Source organism: Pseudomonas sp. LBUM1668, assembly GCF_059695715.1.
In genome coordinates, this window is record NZ_CP166787.1 from 5,925,287 (window position 1) to 5,943,443 (window position 18,157).

Annotated in this window: 13 protein-coding genes; 9 read left to right on the forward strand and 4 right to left on the reverse strand. The window is 59.6% G+C overall.

The features are described 5' to 3' along the window. Positions 1 to 56: 56 nt before the first annotated feature. Positions 57 to 965 carry a LysR substrate-binding domain-containing protein gene (locus ACA061_RS26810; protein ID WP_064116481.1) on the reverse strand — a complete coding sequence of 303 codons (909 nt, stop codon included), beginning with the start codon at positions 963 to 965 and terminating at the stop codon, positions 57 to 59. Positions 966 to 1,145: 180 nt separating this feature from the next. Here ACA061_RS26810 and aspA point away from each other — a divergent pair, with 180 nt between their 5' ends. The 6 genes from aspA (at position 1,146) to ACA061_RS26840 (ending at position 13,052) form a co-directional block, all read left to right on the forward strand. Then, positions 1,146 to 2,570, forward strand: coding sequence for an aspartate ammonia-lyase (gene aspA / locus ACA061_RS26815; RefSeq protein ID WP_042561826.1), 1,425 nt, complete (start codon positions 1,146 to 1,148; stop codon positions 2,568 to 2,570). A gap of 608 nt (positions 2,571 to 3,178) precedes the next feature. Then, a complete protein-coding gene (locus tag ACA061_RS26820; RefSeq protein WP_210700707.1) occupies positions 3,179 to 4,630 on the forward strand; it encodes an alanine/glycine:cation symporter family protein in 1,452 nt (483 codons plus the stop codon). Between the two features lie 168 nt (positions 4,631 to 4,798). Beyond that, the gene (locus ACA061_RS26825) at positions 4,799 to 5,803 is read left to right on the forward strand and encodes an asparaginase (protein ID WP_497300307.1); all 1,005 of its coding nucleotides are present in this window, start codon (positions 4,799 to 4,801) and stop codon (positions 5,801 to 5,803) included. 169 nt (positions 5,804 to 5,972) lie between these two features. Beyond that, on the forward strand, positions 5,973 to 6,968 hold the full coding sequence (locus ACA061_RS26830; protein WP_497300308.1) for an AraC family transcriptional regulator: 996 nt from the start codon (positions 5,973 to 5,975) through the stop codon (positions 6,966 to 6,968). Between the two features lie 268 nt (positions 6,969 to 7,236). Continuing rightward, the gene (locus ACA061_RS26835) at positions 7,237 to 8,268 is read left to right on the forward strand and encodes a histone deacetylase family protein (protein ID WP_497300309.1); all 1,032 of its coding nucleotides are present in this window, start codon (positions 7,237 to 7,239) and stop codon (positions 8,266 to 8,268) included. Between the two features lie 146 nt (positions 8,269 to 8,414). Beyond that, on the forward strand, positions 8,415 to 13,052 hold the full coding sequence (locus ACA061_RS26840; protein ID WP_497300310.1) for a dermonecrotic toxin domain-containing protein: 4,638 nt from the start codon (positions 8,415 to 8,417) through the stop codon (positions 13,050 to 13,052). On the opposite strand, the gene pdxR is transcribed toward ACA061_RS26840, so the two are convergent. Then, complete coding sequence (gene pdxR, locus ACA061_RS26845; protein ID WP_210700711.1) at positions 13,009 to 14,562, reverse strand: MocR-like pyridoxine biosynthesis transcription factor PdxR; 1,554 nt, start codon at positions 14,560 to 14,562, stop codon at positions 13,009 to 13,011. The genes ACA061_RS26840 and pdxR overlap by 44 nt on opposite strands. Before the next feature lie 92 nt (positions 14,563 to 14,654). Here pdxR and ACA061_RS26850 point away from each other — a divergent pair, with 92 nt between their 5' ends. From ACA061_RS26850 to ACA061_RS26860, 3 genes are read left to right on the forward strand one after another with little or no spacing between them, the layout of a single operon-like run. Then, entirely contained in the window at positions 14,655 to 15,278 is a 624-nt protein-coding gene (locus ACA061_RS26850; protein ID WP_210553316.1) for an FMN-binding negative transcriptional regulator, read from the forward strand. Between the two features lie 10 nt (positions 15,279 to 15,288). Beyond that, a complete protein-coding gene (locus ACA061_RS26855) occupies positions 15,289 to 15,735 on the forward strand; it encodes a GNAT family N-acetyltransferase (protein ID WP_497300311.1) in 447 nt (148 codons plus the stop codon). 12 nt (positions 15,736 to 15,747) lie between these two features. Next, positions 15,748 to 16,419, forward strand: coding sequence for a GNAT family N-acetyltransferase (locus tag ACA061_RS26860; protein ID WP_210553314.1), 672 nt, complete (start codon positions 15,748 to 15,750; stop codon positions 16,417 to 16,419). A gap of 87 nt (positions 16,420 to 16,506) precedes the next feature. Here the strand turns inward: ACA061_RS26860 and ACA061_RS26865 are convergent, their stop codons facing one another. Both ACA061_RS26865 and ACA061_RS26870 read right to left on the reverse strand, forming a co-directional pair. Next, complete coding sequence (locus ACA061_RS26865) at positions 16,507 to 16,785, reverse strand: helix-turn-helix domain-containing protein (RefSeq protein ID WP_150603600.1); 279 nt, start codon at positions 16,783 to 16,785, stop codon at positions 16,507 to 16,509. Further along, positions 16,782 to 18,134 (reverse strand): HipA domain-containing protein, encoded by a 1,353-nt coding sequence (locus tag ACA061_RS26870; RefSeq protein ID WP_210553566.1) that lies wholly within the window; start codon positions 18,132 to 18,134, stop codon positions 16,782 to 16,784. Before ACA061_RS26870 ends, ACA061_RS26865 begins: the two co-directional genes overlap by 4 nt. Positions 18,135 to 18,157: the final 23 nt, after the last annotated feature.

Sequence of the window (18,157 nt, forward strand, 5' to 3'; positions counted from 1 at the left end):
ATTTCAACATGCAGGAGCTGCCGAAGGCTGCGATCTTTTCCCCCAGACACCCTCCATCAGGAAGCTTGGGCTGCGCCACCTTCGAGCTTGCGCCACAGCAACCGCACGTTGGCCTTGCGCACCAGTGCGCAGCGGTACAGACGAATTTCCAGTGGCACATGCCATTGCGGGCCGCCGCACACAACCAGCTCGCCACGGGCCAGTTCGGCACGCACACTCAGTTGTGGCACCCAGGCGATGCCGAGGCCTTCCAACGCCATGCTTTTCAGGCTGTCGGCCATGGCGGTTTCATAAATGGTGGTAAACCGCAGCTGACGCTGGCGCAGCAAACCGTTTACGGAGCGGCCGAGGAAAGCTCCGGCGCTGTAGGCGAGCAGCGGCACGCTGGCTTCGCCTTCCAGATCGAACAACGGTTTACCTTCGGCATCCGCCGCGCACACCGGTAACATTTCGGTCTGGCCCAAGTGCAGCGACGGGAAAATCTCCGGGTCCATCTGCATCGCCGCGTCCGGGTCATAGAACGCCAGCATCAGATCACACCCACCCTCGCGCAACGCATGCACGGCGTCACCGACGTTGGTCGCCACCAACCGAGTGGCAATGTTCAGCCCTTCATTACGCAGTTGCGCGATCCAGCGCGGGAAGAAACCCAGCGCCAGGGAGTGAGCGGCGGCCACCTGCATCACCTCGCCCTGCCCGCCTTCCAGATGATGCAGGTGGCGCAGCACTTCGCCGAGCTGCTCGACCACGGTGCGCGCGGTCACCAGAAACAATTGCCCCGCCGCCGTCAGCTCGATCGGCGTGCGCGATCGATTGACCAGGGTCAGCCCCAGCGCCGCTTCGAGGCTGCGGATCCGCCGACTGAATGCCGGCTGAGTCACGAACCGTCGTTCGGCCGCCTGCGAGAAGCTGCGGGTGGCGGCCAGAGCACTGAAGTCCTCGAGCCATTTGCTTTCCAGATTCATCACGTCCTCCCGGACACGCACCAAAACAGGTCACACGTCTGCCGCGCACGCGGCGTCACACGGGCATTATGCCGAATGTGCATAGGCCAGTGCTTAACAGCATTGGCCCAAATTTCCCCACAAGCCTAGCATTCGCAGCGTTCCGGCACAGACCGGGTCCATATCGAGATGATTTCTATCATGTCCTCCGCTGCATCTTTCCGCACAGAAAACGACCTGCTTGGCGCCCTCGAAGTACCGGCTCAAGCGTATTACGGCATCCAGACCCTGCGAGCGGTGAACAACTTCCGCCTCTCGGGCGTTCCGATTTCGCATTACCCGAAACTGGTTGTGGGTCTGGCGATGGTCAAACAGGCCGCCGCTGACGCCAACCGTGAGCTGGGTCACCTGAGCGAAGCCAAGCACGCTGCCATCAGCGAAGCCTGTGCCCGATTGATCCGCGGTGATTTCCACGAAGAGTTCGTGGTCGACATGATTCAAGGTGGCGCCGGTACTTCCACCAACATGAACGCCAACGAAGTGATCGCCAACATTGCTCTGGAAGCAATGGGTCACCAGAAAGGCGAGTATCAATACCTGCATCCGAACGACGACGTGAACATGGCGCAGTCGACCAACGACGCCTACCCGACGGCCATCCGCCTGGGTCTGCTGTTGGGTCACGACACCCTGCTCGCCAGCCTCGACAGCCTGATTCAGGCGTTCGCGGCCAAAGGTAAAGAATTCGATCACGTCCTGAAGATGGGCCGTACCCAACTGCAAGACGCCGTACCGATGACCCTCGGTCAGGAATTCCGTGCTTTCGCCACCACCATGGGCGAAGACCTGGCCCGTCTGAAGACGCTGGCCCCGGAACTGCTGACTGAAGTGAACCTGGGCGGCACCGCGATCGGCACTGGTATCAACGCCGACCCGCGTTATCAGGCGCTGGCGGTACAGCGTCTGGCGCTGATCAGCGGTCAACCGCTGGTACCAGCGGCCGACCTGATCGAAGCCACTTCCGACATGGGCGCCTTCGTGCTGTTCTCCGGCATGCTCAAGCGCACCGCGGTCAAGCTGTCGAAGATCTGCAACGACCTGCGCCTGCTGTCCAGCGGCCCACGCACCGGCATCAACGAAATCAACCTGCCTGCCCGTCAGCCAGGCAGCTCGATCATGCCCGGCAAGGTCAACCCGGTGATCCCGGAAGCCGTTAACCAGGTTGCGTTCCAGGTCATCGGTAACGATCTGGCGCTGACCATGGCAGCCGAAGGCGGCCAATTGCAGCTGAACGTGATGGAGCCGCTGATCGCCTTCAAGATCTTCGACTCGATCCGCCTGCTGCAACGCGCCATGGACATGCTGCGCGAGCACTGCATCGTCGGCATCACCGCCAACGAAGCGCGCTGCCGTGAACTGGTCGAGCACTCGATCGGTCTGGTCACCGCACTGAACCCGTACATCGGCTACAAAAACGCTACCCGCATCGCCGGCATCGCTCTTGAAAGCGGCCGCGGCGTGCTGGAACTGGTGCGCGAAGAAGGTCTGCTCGACGAAGCCATGCTCGCCGACATCCTGCGCCCGGAAAACATGATTGCTCCGCGTCTGGTTCCGCTCAAAGCCTGAGCCGACGCGTTATTTGTAGCACCGCTCACCAGGTCGAGGGACTAGACACCTCTCACCTTTTGAGGGCTTGGGGATTTTTCTCCAGGCCCTTTTTTTTAACTATCTGATCCTGAGACCCGAATGTCTGGGGATTGCTTCATGTGGAGGTGAGCCCTTGTGGCGAGGGGATTCATCCCCGATGGGTCGCGAAGCGGCCCCAAAAACTGCAATCGCAATGTATCCGGTACACCGCGCCGAATGGTTTTGCGACTGCTTCGCAGCCGATCGGGGATAAATCCCCTCGCCACAGGGTTTGCGTCAACAGAAAAGCAGTTCCCGCACAAACCCGGCACCGGTAACGCCGGGTGTTTCAAAGCTTCGTTTCGTCGCTTGCACCACTACCGTGCAGACGGGCGCGCCACTGATCGGTATAGTGCCGCCCCTCTTCGCGTGAGCGGTCGTCGATAACGAGGCCATAACCCATGCGAAACCCGAACTAATAACAAACCCGCGAAATGGATCCGGGACGAAACCTTCGCCTCACCTGTTGTGCCGCGCGCAAACCGGTGTAACGCGATGTTTCAGAACATCCAGCATTTGCTTACACAAAAAACAGCGAGGAAAAATCCATGCTCGAAGTCATTAACGACTTCCTCTCAGGGAAAGTACTGATCGTGCTCATTGTCGGGCTCGGTAGCTACTTCACGATTCGCTCGCGTTTCGTTCAATTGCGGCACTTCTTCCACATGTTCGCGGTGTTCCGCGACAGCCTGAAAAGCAGCGCCGGGCAGCTCAGCTCGTTCCAGGCCCTGATGCTCAGCCTCGCCGGCCGCGTCGGTGCAGGCAACATTGCCGGTGTCGGCATCGCCGTGACCCTCGGTGGGCCAGGTGCGGTGTTCTGGATGTGGGTGACCGCACTGGTCGGCATGTCCAGCAGCTTCTTCGAATGCTCGCTCGGCCAACTCTACAAACGTACCGACTCCGACGGCACCTTCCGTGGCGGTCCGTCCTACTACATCCAGCACGGTTTGCAGAAGCGCTGGTTGGGTATGGTCATGGCGTTCCTGTTGCTGGTGACCTTCGGTTTCGCCTTCAACGGCCTGCAAGCCCACGCGGTGACACACTCGTTGAACGACGCTTTCGGCCTCGACACCACTTACACCGGCCTCGGTCTGGCGGTGCTGCTGGGTCTGGTGTTCGTCGGCGGGATCAAGCGTATCGCCAAGGTCGCTGACCTGTTGGTGCCGGTGAAAACCCTGGTGTACATCGGCGTGACCCTCTACGTGATCGTGCTGCAATTCGACCACGTCCCAGCCATGTTGATGACCATCGTCAAAAGCGCATTCGGTCTCGACCAGGCATTCGGCGGTCTGATCGGTAGCGCCATCGTCATGGGCGTGAAGCGTGGCGTGTTCGCCAACGAAGCCGGTTTGGGCAGTGCGCCGAACGTGGCGGCTGTGGCCTCGGTCGAGCACCCGGTCGCACAAGGTGTGGTTCAGGCGTTCAGCGTGTTCCTCGACACCTTCGTGATCTGCACCTGCACCGCGCTGCTGATCCTGCTGTCGGGCTTCTACACCCCGGGCTTCGAAGGCGATGGCATTGCCCTGACCCAGAACTCGCTGGCCGCTGTGGTGGGTGAATGGGGCCGGATGTTCATCTCGGTCGCCCTGGCGTTGTTCGTGTTCACCTCGATCCTCTACAACTACTACCTGGGCGAGAGCAACCTGCGCTTCCTGATCGGTGAAAACCGCAAGGCGCTGATCGGCTACCGCGCGCTGGTATTGGTGTTGATCTTCTGGGGTGCGGTCGAAAACCTCAGCACCGTGTTCGCCTTCGCCGACATCACCATGACCATGCTCGCGTTCGTCAACCTGATCGCGCTGTTCCTGCTGTTCAAGATCGGCATGCGCATCCTGCGTGACTACGATGACCAGCGTGCGGCCGGCATCAAGACGCCGGTGTTCGATTCGAGCAAGTTCCCGGATCTGGACTTGGACCGCAAAGCCTGGCCGGCCAACCCGCCTGCTGCCGCTGGCAAGACCGAAGTCGAGCCGCAAGGCGTCCCTGCAGCGCAACGCTGACGGGAGATGACGGGCGCATCTCCTGCGCCCGTCAGTTATTGTGATGCAATACCTGTAGGAGTGAGCCTGCTCGCGATAGCCATCTAACAATCAGCATCTATGTTGATGAATGACCGCTATCGCGAGCAGGCTCACTCCCACAATGTCATCTCTTGTGGAGACCTTCAGATGATTGCCAATTCCTATCCAGCCGCGCAGAACGTCATGGTGCTCTACACCGGTGGCACCATCGGCATGCAGGCCAGCGCCAATGGCCTGGCCCCGGCGTCCGGCTTTGAAGCGCGGATGCGCGACTATCTGCACAGCCAGCCAGAACTGGTCGTGCCGCAGTGGCGGTTTCGCGAGATGTCGCCGCTGATCGACAGCGCCAACATGACCCCGGCCTATTGGCAGCAACTGCGTGAAGCAGTGGTCGATGCGGTTGATGTACAGAACTGCGACAGCGTGCTGATCCTGCATGGCACCGACACCCTGGCGTACAGCGCCGCGGCCATGAGTTTCCAGTTGCTCGGCCTGCATGCTCGGGTGTGTTTCACAGGCTCCATGTTGCCGGCCGGCGTCACCGATAGCGATGCCTGGGAAAACCTCAGCGGCGCGCTGGTCGCGCTCGGTCAGGGTCTGGCGCCGGGTGTGCATCTGTACTTCCACGGTGAACTGCTGGCGCCAACCCGTTGCGCGAAAGTGCGCAGCTTCGGTCGTCATCCATTCAAACGCCTGGAGCGTCAGGGCGGCGGCGTGAAAGCTACTTCAACTCCTGAGGCGTTGAACTACAACCAGCCAAAGCAACTGGCGAAGGTTGCCGTGCTGCCGCTGTTCCCCGGCATCAGCGCCGAAATTCTCGATGGGATGCTCGACAGCGGCATTCAGGGTCTGGTGCTGGAGTGCTACGGCAGCGGCACCGGGCCGAGCGACAATCCAGAATTCCTCGCCAGCCTCGGCCGTGCGCGGGACAACGGCGTGGTGGTGGTCGCGGTGACGCAATGCCATGAAGGCGGGGTTGAGCTGGACGTGTACGAGGCTGGCAGCCGCCTGCGCGGGGTTGGCGTGCTGTCCGGTGGCGGCATGACCCGTGAAGCGGCGTTCGGCAAGTTGCATGGCTTGCTGGGGGCGGGTCTTGAAACGGCTGAAGTGCGGCGACTGGTCGAACTCGACCTGTGTGGCGAACTGATCTGACACCACACAACTCCCCTGTAGGAGTGAGCCTGCTCGCGATAGCCATCCATCATTCAACACTTATGTTGGCTGACTGAACGCCATCGCGAGCAGGCTCACTCCTACAGTTTGATTTTCGCTCGGCACATAACTTGCTCTCTTTTCCAGCATCCCAAGGCTGGAAGATCTTATGCTCCACTCCCACCTCACAACCCTTAACGCGGTCTCTCTGGTGCTCAACACCTTCAGGGATCAAGGCTTATCCAGCGAGGCTCTGCTGGCCGGCAGCGGCATCAGTGCGGCGGATCTGGCCCGGGCCGACACGCGCATCACCACCAATCAGGAGATGCAGGTGTGCGCCAACGCGGTCGCGCTCAAGCACGATATCGGTCTGGAACTGGGCCGACGCATGCACGTTTCCTGCTACGGCATTCTCGGCTACGCACTGCTGACCTGTGCCACCTTCGGTGACGCTTTGCGCTTGGCGATCCGCTATCCGGCGCTGTTGGGAACACTTTTCGAGCTGAGTCTTGAGGACGACGGCGAACGCGTCTGGTTTGTCGCCGACGATTACCGCGAGAGCCCGGCGATGGCAGTGTTCAACGCCGAGTTTTGCCTGGTGTCGCTGAAAGTCATTTGTGATGACCTGCTCGGGCATTCACTGCCCTTGCTCGCCACCCGATTCGAGCACACCGCGCCGGACTACCGCGACAGCTATGCCGAACACTTCGCCAGCCCGCTGCATTTCGCCGCCAAGGACAACGCGTTCGCCTTCGACCGACACTGGCTGGACCAGCCGCTGCCGCTGGCAGACGCCATCACCCATCAAGCCATGGCTGAACGCTGTCGCAAGCAGAACCTCGAATTCACCGGACGTCAGGCCTGGCTGGGCCGTATCCGACAGTTGCTCAGTGCCCAGTTGAACGCCGCACCGGGACTGGAAGGTCTGGCCCAGCAAATGAAATGCTCGCCGCGCACCCTGCGCAGGCATTTGAAGGACATGGGCAGCAGCTATCAGGAACTGCTCGATGAGCTGCGCTTCGAGCGGGCCAAACAGATGTTGTGTGAGGATCAATTGCCGATCTACCGCATCGCCGAAACCCTGGGTTTCAGCGAGACCGCGAGCTTTCGCCATGCGTTTGTGCGTTGGAGTGGCGTCGCGCCGAGCCAGTTCAGACCGCATTGATATTCCAATGTGGGAGCTGGCTTGCCAGCGATGACTTCGGCACAGGCAACATTAATGTTGCCTGACACGCCGCTATCGCTGGCAAGCCAGCTCCCACAGGGTTTGTGTTTCATGTCTGTTGCTTGGACGGGCCTTTTCCAGCAAGGGGCGAATAGCGGTCAGATGTTCTGGCCATATCGATCCCCTTTTGGCCTCTCCTGCCGTTTTCCAATTCGTCTCGCGCCGCAACACTGAAAGCAACCGAATCAGCCCCTGCGGAGAACAACAAATGCTGACGATCTACTCGGACGATCACCACCTTCACCATGGCCGCTGCGAATTGATCGATGGCCAGCTCAAGCCTTGCTTCGAGATGCCGTCGCGTGCCGACCATGTGCTGCAACGCGTGCAGCATCAACATCTGGGCCCGGTTGAAGCACCGCAAGACTTCGGCCTCGAACCGATCGCCCGCATTCACAGCCGCGACTATCTCGTGTTCTTCAAAGGCGCGTGGGCTCGCTGGACAGAATTCAACACCGACGGCGACTTGCTGCCCTACACTTGGCCAGCCCGCACACTGCGCGCCATCAAACCGACCAGCCTGCACGGCCAACTCGGTTACTACAGCTTCGACGGCGGCGCACCGATCACCGCCGGCACCTGGCAAGCAGCGTACAGCGCGGCGCAAGTTGCACTGACCGCGCAAGCGGCGATCCAGCGCGGCGCACACAGTGCCTTCGCGTTGTGTCGTCCACCGGGACATCACGCTGCCGGCGATTTGATGGGCGGTTATTGCTACCTCAACAATGCCGCCATCGCCGCCCAGGCCTTCCTCGATCAGGGCCACAGAAAAGTCGCAATCCTCGACGTCGACTACCACCACGGCAACGGCACCCAATCGATTTTCTACGACCGCAGTGACGTGTTGTTCACCTCGATCCATGGCCATCCGGAGGCCGAGTTTCCGTTCTTCCTCGGCTACGAGGACGAGCTCGGTGAAGGCGCCGGCGAGGGCTTCAATTTCAACTATCCATTGCCCGCCGGTTCCGGCTGGGACGCCTGGAGTGCGGCGCTGGATCAGGCCTGCAACGAGATCGACCGTTATGGCGCCGACATCATCGTCGTGTCGCTAGGTGTCGATACGTTCAAAGATGATCCGATCTCCCAATTCAAGCTCGACAGCCCGGATTACCTGGCGATGGGCAAGCGTATCGCCGCGCTCGGCAAACCGACGCTGTTCGTGATGGAAGGTGGCTACGCGGTGGAAGAAATCGGCATCAACGCGGTGAACGTGCTGGAAGGTTTTGAAGGCGCTCACTGAAGCAAGACCAGCCCGATCGACCCGCCCACGCGGGTCTTTTTTGCTCGCCAGATGTATGTACCGCACGCCGCTGCAACGCGATCCCTACCTTGCTCTGACCAGCCACCGCTCCCGGTGCGCCCCAACAGTCAAAGCAGGTATTGCCCATGTCCGAAATATCCCCACCCAGTTCGGTTGATGTACTGACCCAACTGGTCACCGGCCCTTCACTGCGAGAAGTCGCAACAGCGGCATTGCGTCCGGCACTCAAGACGCTTTACCCGCATCTGGACATCGACCCGCAACTGGCCATGGTCGTGACGCCGACCTGGGTCATCAGCGGTAAGCATGTCATCGCTGGCGTTGATAAAATCGAGTCGCTTACCGATGTGCTGGTGCGGCTCGGCCTGTCCGGTACGACAGTGACGTACCTCGACGAAGAACACTTCCTGACTCTTCAACCATACGTCACGCTGGCCATCCACTTGCCGGTGAAGATCGGTGCCATCGCCAGCCTGATCAACGAGCTCGCGCCGCTGCTGTTTGTTGCGTTCAAAGAACAGCAGATCGAGTACTGGAATAAAAACAGATCTGCGGATCAACCTCGCTGGTATGAGCTGTCGGATGCCTTGCGCAACCTGTGGAATGTACCGGCCAGCCTGGACTGGACTGCCGATGAACAAGCCATGGCCCTCGCCGTCTTCAACCACCCGGACAAGAAAGATCGAGCCGCGGACAAGTACAAGACATGCGCATACCTGATTGACCTTGATCGCGAAAAAGGAGAAGCCCCCAGACACCTGACGTTGCTCACCACCAGCGTGCTGATCGGGACGCTCGCAGAGCGCACGCTGATCATTACGCATTCGGTGGGTCGAGGCTTCCGGCGTTTCAACTCGGTGGACGATATTGGCAAGGCCTTGCCACAAAGATATCGGGATGAGGCCGCCGGTGATGGTCTGAGCTGGCGGTTGGTCGAGCCCGAAGGCAACTTCTTCGACCACATGGCCTGCACACTGGTTGCGATTGAAGCCGACGCCGTGGGTAAGCTCGATTTCTTTAAAGACTCGCCCGTCAGCAGGTTCTATCCCCACCCTGGCACGGAAGGTAATCATCAGCAGCCGCCTGCGCGCCTCAAGCCGCACATCGATCAGTTGCGGCCCATGCTGCCCGAGTGGCTGGACACGGCCTCACCCGCTGATCAGACGTGCTACAGCCGACACTTGCTGGATCTGACGGTGGTGCAGCATGAAAACAATGGCAAGTCGTTTCAGAGCGAAGTCAAAGACCTGCACACGTTCACCCGTGAAGCGCTGACCACGCAGATCCTCAAAGATCACCCGAAAGCGACCGACGTGAAGATCGACGACATCGAGTTGACCATCGTCAGCCTGGTGATCTGGGGCACCTTCGTGGTGCCGTTCACCACTCAGACCCTCACCATGTCGCTTCCTGAACTCGCCCTGCAAAACCTCGCGGGCCTGCCCCTGGGCAATAAATCCGTGCGCTACAAGGATGGCAGCGCACTCCCCGCCTGGATGAGCGCTGCTTACCTGGAAAAACTGGTAACAACAGTCGATATCGGCAGCACCTACCCCGCTTACCTGAAAAAACAACTGGTCGACGACGCGACCCAGGCGCCCGCCCTGCGAGATCTCTACACCAGTCAGTTGCCTGTCGAGTTGCCGCTACTGGCACTGCAACGCAAGATCCTTGGCGAAGCGGGAATCACTGAACAGGGTTACCGCTATGTCGTTGCGGCCTTGAGCAGCAATCCCTCGGAACGGCGGGTCGACGGGGAAGAGATCGTCATCCGGCCTCTGGCGTTCGTTGCTCACCGTAGCAGTGCCCACGCCGATACCGTGGTCAACATGTTCGTCATCGGTCCGCGTCAGTCGGAAAAGGGACCGTGCCTGCTCTATCGGCCACTGTTCGAAAAAGTACTGATTCAATACCCGGGGCCGACCAACCTGCTATACGCGATCAGGCATGGGCGGGCACTGCGCGAATCGGTCCTGGCCTGGCTCCCGGATAGCGTACGGCTCAATTACAGCCAATACGTATTTACTGGCGAGCTGCCCTCGGCGTGGATTATTCCGGAACTGATTGTGCACCCGAGCAACGCCATTGATATGACGGGGCCCGTCGCTCTGGGCAGCGAAATCATCGAAACCGATACCCTGGCAACCCTGCACAAAACCAACGTGCAGGCGCTCATTACCCAGGCTGACCGGCAATCGGTTTCCAATGCAGAAGGCCGCTGGGCGACGCTCAAGCGCGGCGGCTGGATGCTCTTCAATGCCGCACTACCGTTTCTGGGACGCAGCCTGGGAGCAGCGGCCTGGATCTGGCAGATCATGGACGACCTGCAGGAAGTCACCGACGTGGCCAATGAGTCGGACAAGATAGCCTGGTCGGCGATTGCCGATATTCTGCTGGCGCTGGGCATGGCACTCGCCCATCGCGCAGCGGTCGGCCACAAACCGATCGAAGCAATCAGCACGCTGGCAGAGGAAAAACCGTTAGAAGCGATCAGCCTGATTGAAGAGGAAGTTTCGAAGCCATCGTTACCCACCCCCGAGCCCGCTAAGACAGTGCGCTTACCTGATCTCACCCTGGCCGAGATTCCCACCGCCCACGCCTCCTCGGTCAACCATTTCGCGGCTCTGAAACGCTCGCCCGCTGGACTTGCAGCATTGCTGGACCGTCTGAAAACCGCCAAACCGCAGGGTATCGGCGTGGCAGCTGTCGAAGGGCAGCATCAACACCTCTATGCCCATGAAGGCAAATGGTACGCGCCGGTCGGTCAACGCTGGTTCCAAGTGCAGATCACGGAACATGAACACGTACAAATCATCGACTCGCGTGTGCAACCGCCAGCCGCAGGTCCATTTTTGACCTGCACCGCCGGCGGTGAATGGGTGCCCGACCTGCGATTACGCCTGCGTGGTGGCGGCTTGAGCGCTCGCCGCGAAGTGGAGAAAAAAAGGCGACGCGAGCAAGCGGACCAACTGAACAAAGATATTTCCACATTCGAAGAAACCATGGAGACCCGGTTGAGCGATCTCCAGAAAGCTCACTCGAACCTGATGGCGGCCAACGACGTGAACCGCGCAGAACTGACCCGCCTCTATCTCATCGAACTCGATTCGCAGCACAAGGAATACGGCGCGAACATCGAGAAAATCAAGGCACTGCAAATCGTCGAGGCATCACCCAGCTATCGCACGAGCATGATTCAAAACCTGCAGATGCAGCTGTTCTTCGGGCAGGAGTGGCTCGCCCTGCACAGCAGGGTCCAGGCAGCCGACGTGGCCACGGCAATGGCAATAGAGAGGTTTGGCAGCCCCACCAATACCGACCGGCCGGCGTTTATCCAGACCTGTGAAAATCTGACCGATCAATGTCAGGCCATTATCGAAAAAATCGAGTCTGCCCATACCCGGTTTGCCGAACTGGAACGGCTCGGCAAAGGCGCCGTGGCAATTCTTAACGAATATCGACAAAAACTGCCCGACTACGATCTGAACAGCCTGAAGCTGTTGCAAATCTTTCTCGGCAAGGAAATCTGCGTCAAGCCGGGCTCGGCAGCGATCGATGCCAAAGCGCAGGAAGCACTGGAGCTGCTCATTGAAGATGCCGATCTGAATGCTCAGAGTTCGCTGAACCTGATCGACGACGAAAGCCTCGACGACCTGCGCGACCGTCTCAAAGCCCTGAACAACGTCTCCAAGCAGTTTGGCGCAGTGGAGCAACGCTTTGACGATTTCGCCCTCGAGTTTGCCGAGCAACTTCAGACCGAGCGTCTCAAGAAGGTCCGAACGCGGGTGATCGAGTTCAAAAAGCGAACCGCTGAACGACTGGCCGACCTGCTGCGCAATAAACACCTGCTGGGACCACAGTCTGGCCCGTCCAGACCGGCATCGAATCGGCGGATCATCCATACCAAATTCAAAGGCACGCAGGTCGGTGAGCGCAAGACGAGCACAGATGGCAAAGATACCCATCTGGTGGAAGTGCGCGGTGAGCTGACCGGGGTGATCGCGACCTTCCATGAGAAGTCGCCAGGTGAATGGGTCGAACATATCACCTCGACAGAGCCGGCGCCTGTGCCGGTGCCCAAGCCCAAAATGACCCTCAAGCAAAGCACTGCGGCAGGTCAGGCGCTGCTCGACGGGTTGGCAGAATTCAACCGACACACCGAGGCTTACATCGAACGAGCGCAACGGATTCCGGTCGAGGTTGAGGAAATCTACCATCGGCAAGCCACCCGCCTGCGCAATGCCAGTGAAGCGATCGATCAAGCATTGACCGCCGGCAATGAAACCACCAACCCGGCGAATCCGACGCTCAGCCACAGCTTGTCTGCATCGGCACAGGACCTATATGAAAAAGGTACCAGTGAACGTATCCGCCTCATCAAGCGACAACCGCCGACGGAGGCTGGCGTGCAGTGGCTGAACAGCAAGAATGAGGTGCGGATATCGCAAACCGTCACCCGGCGCAGGCTCAAGAGTCAGGCCAAAGACTTTCTCGACGAGTATGCGGTCAGCGATGCGAAGACCAATAAAGTGCTGTGGTACGCGCATTTCCACTACGCCCACGTCGACGACGCGGTCAACTTGTTTACCGCAGGACACCTGAAAACGGTGGCGCAGCAGCGCCTGGGTGGTGCCTTCACCACCCTGGGCGCCAGCAATCAGGAGCTCACCGCGATTTATCGCAGCGAAATCGGCAGTACATTGGCTCAGAGTCTGTTCTTCACAACTGCCACGCCTGGCGTAAGCGTGCCAACGCCGCTCTGATCGCCGGTTCAGGCACGGCGGCAAACCCCAGGACCAGTCCGGCGCGCTGATCCTGGGGAGTCACGGAGTCCGGCAACCAGTAATGGCTCAAGCCGCTGATTTCCACCTCCACGCCGGCGGCTTGCTCGATCAGTTGCTGCTCACGCTCGATGCTCTCCACCCTCACTGTCAGGTGCAGCCCGGCAGACACCGCCGGCAGGTCACCGACGCCGGGGATTGCCATTGGCCAGCCATCGAGCAACGTATTGCGCCGGTTTAACGCGGCGCGACGCATCCGGCGGATGTGCCGCTGGAAATGCCCGGCCGCCATGAACTCGGCCATCACCGCTTGCGTGCTCACCTCGGAATGCCGGACGTCCACCGCCCGGCGTTGCGAGAACGCTGGCACCAGCGCCGGTGGCAACACCAGATAACCGAGGCGCAACGCCGGAAATGCAACCTTGCCGAAAGTGCCGACATACAGCACGCGGCCCTGTCGATCGAGTGCCGCCAAGGGAGCCAATGGCGCGCCGGTGTAACGGTACTCGCCATCGTAGTCATCCTCGACGATCCAGCCTTGAGTCCGTTCAGCCCAGGCGAGCAATTCAAGACGCCGCGCCAGGCTCATCACCACGCCTGTCGGGTATTGATGCGAGGGCGTCACGTAGGCCACGCGACAATCACTGGCGGCCGACAGTGCCGAGCAATCCATGCCCTCCTCGTCCACGCCAATCCCGCGCAGAAGGCCACCCGCCACAGCGAATGCGTGGCCGGCCGCACGGTACCCCGGATTTTCGATCGCAACGCCATCGCCAGGCTCCACCAGCAGCTGTGCACAAAGGCTAATGGCCTGCTGCGCGCCACTGGTGATCACAATTTGCTCAGCCGAGCACTGCATCCCTCGCGAACTGCGCAGATAGGCCGCAATCAGGCTGCGCAGACGCGCATCGCCGGCCGGGTCGCCGTAGCACATCTGCTGAAGATCCGGTTTTCGCCAGAAAGCCCCGTTGAGCTTGGCCCAGACGTCAAACGGAAACAGATCGAAGGCCGGCACGCCGACCCGAAATGCCCGTGGCGGACCCGTGGGAGGCGTGGGTAAATGGTTGTACTCCAACCGCTGAAAAGCACCGCTGTGGATAACTTTACTGGATGAAATTACAGTGGAATTTGCCAAATTTGTGGATAAGGCTGTGGGTAAGCCTGTTGAAAACCCTGTGGATACTTTTGTGGATAGTTTTTTTGCCTTGAGCTGGTCTCGGGGCAGTTGCGCCACGTAAGTACCATCGCCCACCCGCCCTTCAATAAAGCCTTCGGCATAGAGTTGATCGTAGGCGCGAACCACACTGTTGCGGGAAATCGCCAGCGCTGCGGCCAGATCACGGCTGGCCGGCAAGCGCGTACCGCTAGCGAGCCGCCCGTCCAACACCCGCAGGCGCAGCGCCTGATAAAGCTGACGGCTCAAGCCCTGACGGCGATCAAGCTCGATTCCCGCCGGGTTGAAGGGCATGGACAACGTGGACGATTCAGGCATGACAATGGACCTATGAAATTGGTCATCAATGGCTCTTACAACAGACCAATAGCCTGCCTAGGATGCAGGCATTCGCCAAGGAAAATCTCTCCATGTACACGCCGCGCGCCTTTGCCATCGATGAGCTGTCCCAACTTCACGAACTGATCCTCGCCACTCGCCTCGCCATCCTGGTGACCCACGGCGAAAACGGTCTGCAAGCCAGCCATGTGCCGGTGCTGCTGCATTGCGAGCAAGGTGAATACGGCACGCTTTACGGGCACCTGGCCAGGGCCAACCCGCAATGGAAGGACCTGCGCGACGGCGCCGAAGCGATGCTGATTTTTGCCGGGCCGGATGCCTATGTCAGCCCGGGCTTTTATCCGAGCAAGGCCGAGCACGGCAAAGTCGTGCCGACCTGGAACTACATTGCCGTGCACGCCTACGGCCACGCCGAGACCTTCAGCGACGGCGGGCGGCTGCTCGACATCGTCAGCACCCTCACCGACCGCCATGAGGCTGGCCGCGCACAGCCTTGGTCCGTCGCCGACGCGCCCGCCGATTACATCGACAGCATGCTCAAGGCCATCGTCGGTTTCGCCATTCCCATCGACCGTCTGGAAGGCAAGCGCAAGCTCAGCCAGAACCGCAGCGCCGAAGACATCAAAGGCGTGCGCGAAGGGCTGGCCGCCAGTCCCGAGATCAATGATCAAACCCTCGCCCAATTGATGCGCTAAGGAAATCACCATGAGTCAGATCGAGATCCGTCAGGTCACCGCCGACGACCACGCCGCCTGGCTGCCGCTGTGGCAAGCGTACCTGCGCTTCTACAACACCGAACTGCCGGAGGCGGTGACGAACAGTACCTGGCAGCGCTTCCTCGACCCGAGCGAACCGACGCACGCCGCCCTCGCCTGGGCTGACGGTAAAGCGCTGGGCATGGTGCATTACATCTACCATCGCTCGAACTGGAGCATCGAAAACTCCTGCTATCTGCAAGACTTGCTGGTCGAGGAACACACTCGCGGCACCGGCGTTGGCCGCCTGCTGATCGAACACGTCTACGCCACTGCCAAGGCTGACGGCTGCTGCAAAGTCCATTGGCTGACCCACGAATCCAACGCCACGGCGATCCAGCTCTACGAGCGCATCGCCGAACGCCCAGGCTTCATCCAGTTTCGCAAAGCCCTTTAAGGAGACGCGCTCATGACCACCTCACCTGCCGACTGGAAAGGCGTGCCCGCGCCAACTACCACGTTGCTCGAAGGCCGCTTCATCCGTCTGGAAAGGCTCGACCCGGCGCGCCACGGTGACGACCTGTTCAATGCCCTCGAAGGCCCCGGCGCCGACCCGAAACTTTGGGATTACTTGCCCTACGGCCCGTTTCCCGAGCGCAGCGTCTTCAACGACTGGCTGAACAATCACGCGGCCAGCAGCGATCCGTATTTCTTCAGCGTCATCGACCGCGCCAGCGGCCAGGTACAAGGCATGCTCAGCCTGATGTCGATTGTCCCGGCCCATGGCCGTATCGAAATCGGCCACGTTAGCTTCGGCGCGCCAATGCAGCGTTCGCCAAAAAGCACCGAGGCTGTTTACCTGTTGGCCAAGCACTCCTTTGATCTGGGCTACCGTCGCCTGGAATGGAAGTGCAACAACGGTAACGCCCGCTCCAAATACGCCGCTGAACGCCTGGGCTTCAGCTTCGAAGGCGTGTTCCGCCAGCACATGGTGGTCAAGGGCCAGAACCGCGACACGGCGTGGTACTCGATTTTGGATTCGGAATGGCCGGCGATTGCGGTGGGGTTCGAGCGCTGGTTGAGTGATGAAAACCAAACCGCATCGGGGCAGGTGAAGGGTTTGGTCGAGTGCCGTACTTGAGCCTTTAAAAGCAAAAGATCGCAGCCTTCGGCAGCTCCTACACGGGAAAAAATGTAGGAGCTGCCGCAGGCTGCGATCTTTTGATCTTTAACTGATATCTCGCCGAATTCGCACAACGCCCATCTTCATCCCAAACGGACGAAACACGGCGTTCAACGATTTCAGCGTTTGATTACCCTCACCGTGTTCGATATGCACCAACGTGCGAACAGAAATTTTGCACATTTTCGCAAACTGGGTTTGGTGCAAACCCGTCACTTCCATACGCAAGCGGCGAACGGCTTCGCCGATCTCAAGCGTTCCCTGCGCCAGCGCTTCTCGTATGTTTTCAATAAGCACAGTGCGTTCGGCAACGGTCAGGCTCATTTCAGGTCCCACTCTTTCAATCGTTGCTCCAGATTTTTCAATGCAATGCCTGGGTGATTCATGGTTCGGTCCGGCAAGCCGCTCTCAGTCAAAATATCGGGAAGCGCCGCGAGGCGATGTGCGTCCTGACGCAGACGCTCGAACAAATCCGGCGCGCCAGCCAAAGCAGCCAAGGGGTCATCCGGATCAGCAATATCAGACAATGCGCGACAAACACCTCGCCAATCGACATCACCCGCCCTTTCCAACGCTTTCGGCCACTTTGTCGTCCGGGTAATGCCTTCATCGTCCATGACCATCGGCGCCAAATCATAAATTGGAGCAAGCCGAAACGAACTTATCCCACGAATAATCGCGGTATTGCGGCCATGGTTATCCGAGTTACCGAGAATTTTGTTGATCAGATCCCGACGCAAGTAGTCCGCCACCAGATCGGGAATCTGATTCGCTTGCCCTGCCTCACGCCAAAGACCGGCAAGCATGCGAATCACGTCCAAATGGTCCATCGCGCTGCCTGGTGTTGTCACGTTAGCCAGCGAATAAATCGATTCGACTGCGTAACGCTCAACACCTTGAGCGGTTACCCGACGGTCAAAACGCTGCATCCACAAGCTGGGTTTGGTCGCCTCTTCCAGTGCCAGCCCCTGTGATGCGACCGTTTCGATGCCTAACGTCTGAAGGGCTCTGTAGTAGTGGAACTCACTTCGCAAAATGTCCTGATCGGTCCGGTTACCTTTGTTGCGGGCAAATTTCACAAACCAGTGCTGACTGACGTCTGAATCCTCAAGGACTGCGTCGGGGAACAGGAGACCGGACTTGTCCTCTGCCAACAGAAGCTTCGGTGCTTCCCCCCCCGCCCCCGTCGCACCGCCAATGGCGGCACCCAGTTCATAGGCGTACTCGAGAAACCGGTTGTCACGCAGGATCACGTCCTGACGCTGAAACCCAATGGGCTCTCGCTCATCCACAGATTCGGCAGACTCCTTTATCCGCATGTTGCCGATCGGTGCCGCTGTACTTCGACCCAACAGATAAAGATCGGCGCTGATGCCTGCGGGTTTTTCTTGCCCCACGCGAGCGAGAAGAAAACGTTTCGCCGCACCGGCAGGAGCGATGTCATGGATGAAGGCTGGCACAGCGGATCGCCGGCTATCCCATTCCAATGGGAACCGTACACTCACAGCTTTTGAGAACGGCGACCCTATCTCGTCGAAGTTATCGAAGAGATAGGTGGTTTGATAACCGAAATCGCAGCGACTTTCGAAACCCTTTTCGGGGTCAGCGAAACTCAGAATCATCGCGTCATGCCATTGCCCTGCCGTGAATATCTGTAATGTCAGGTCGTACATGCGCTTTTCACCTGCATTTAAAT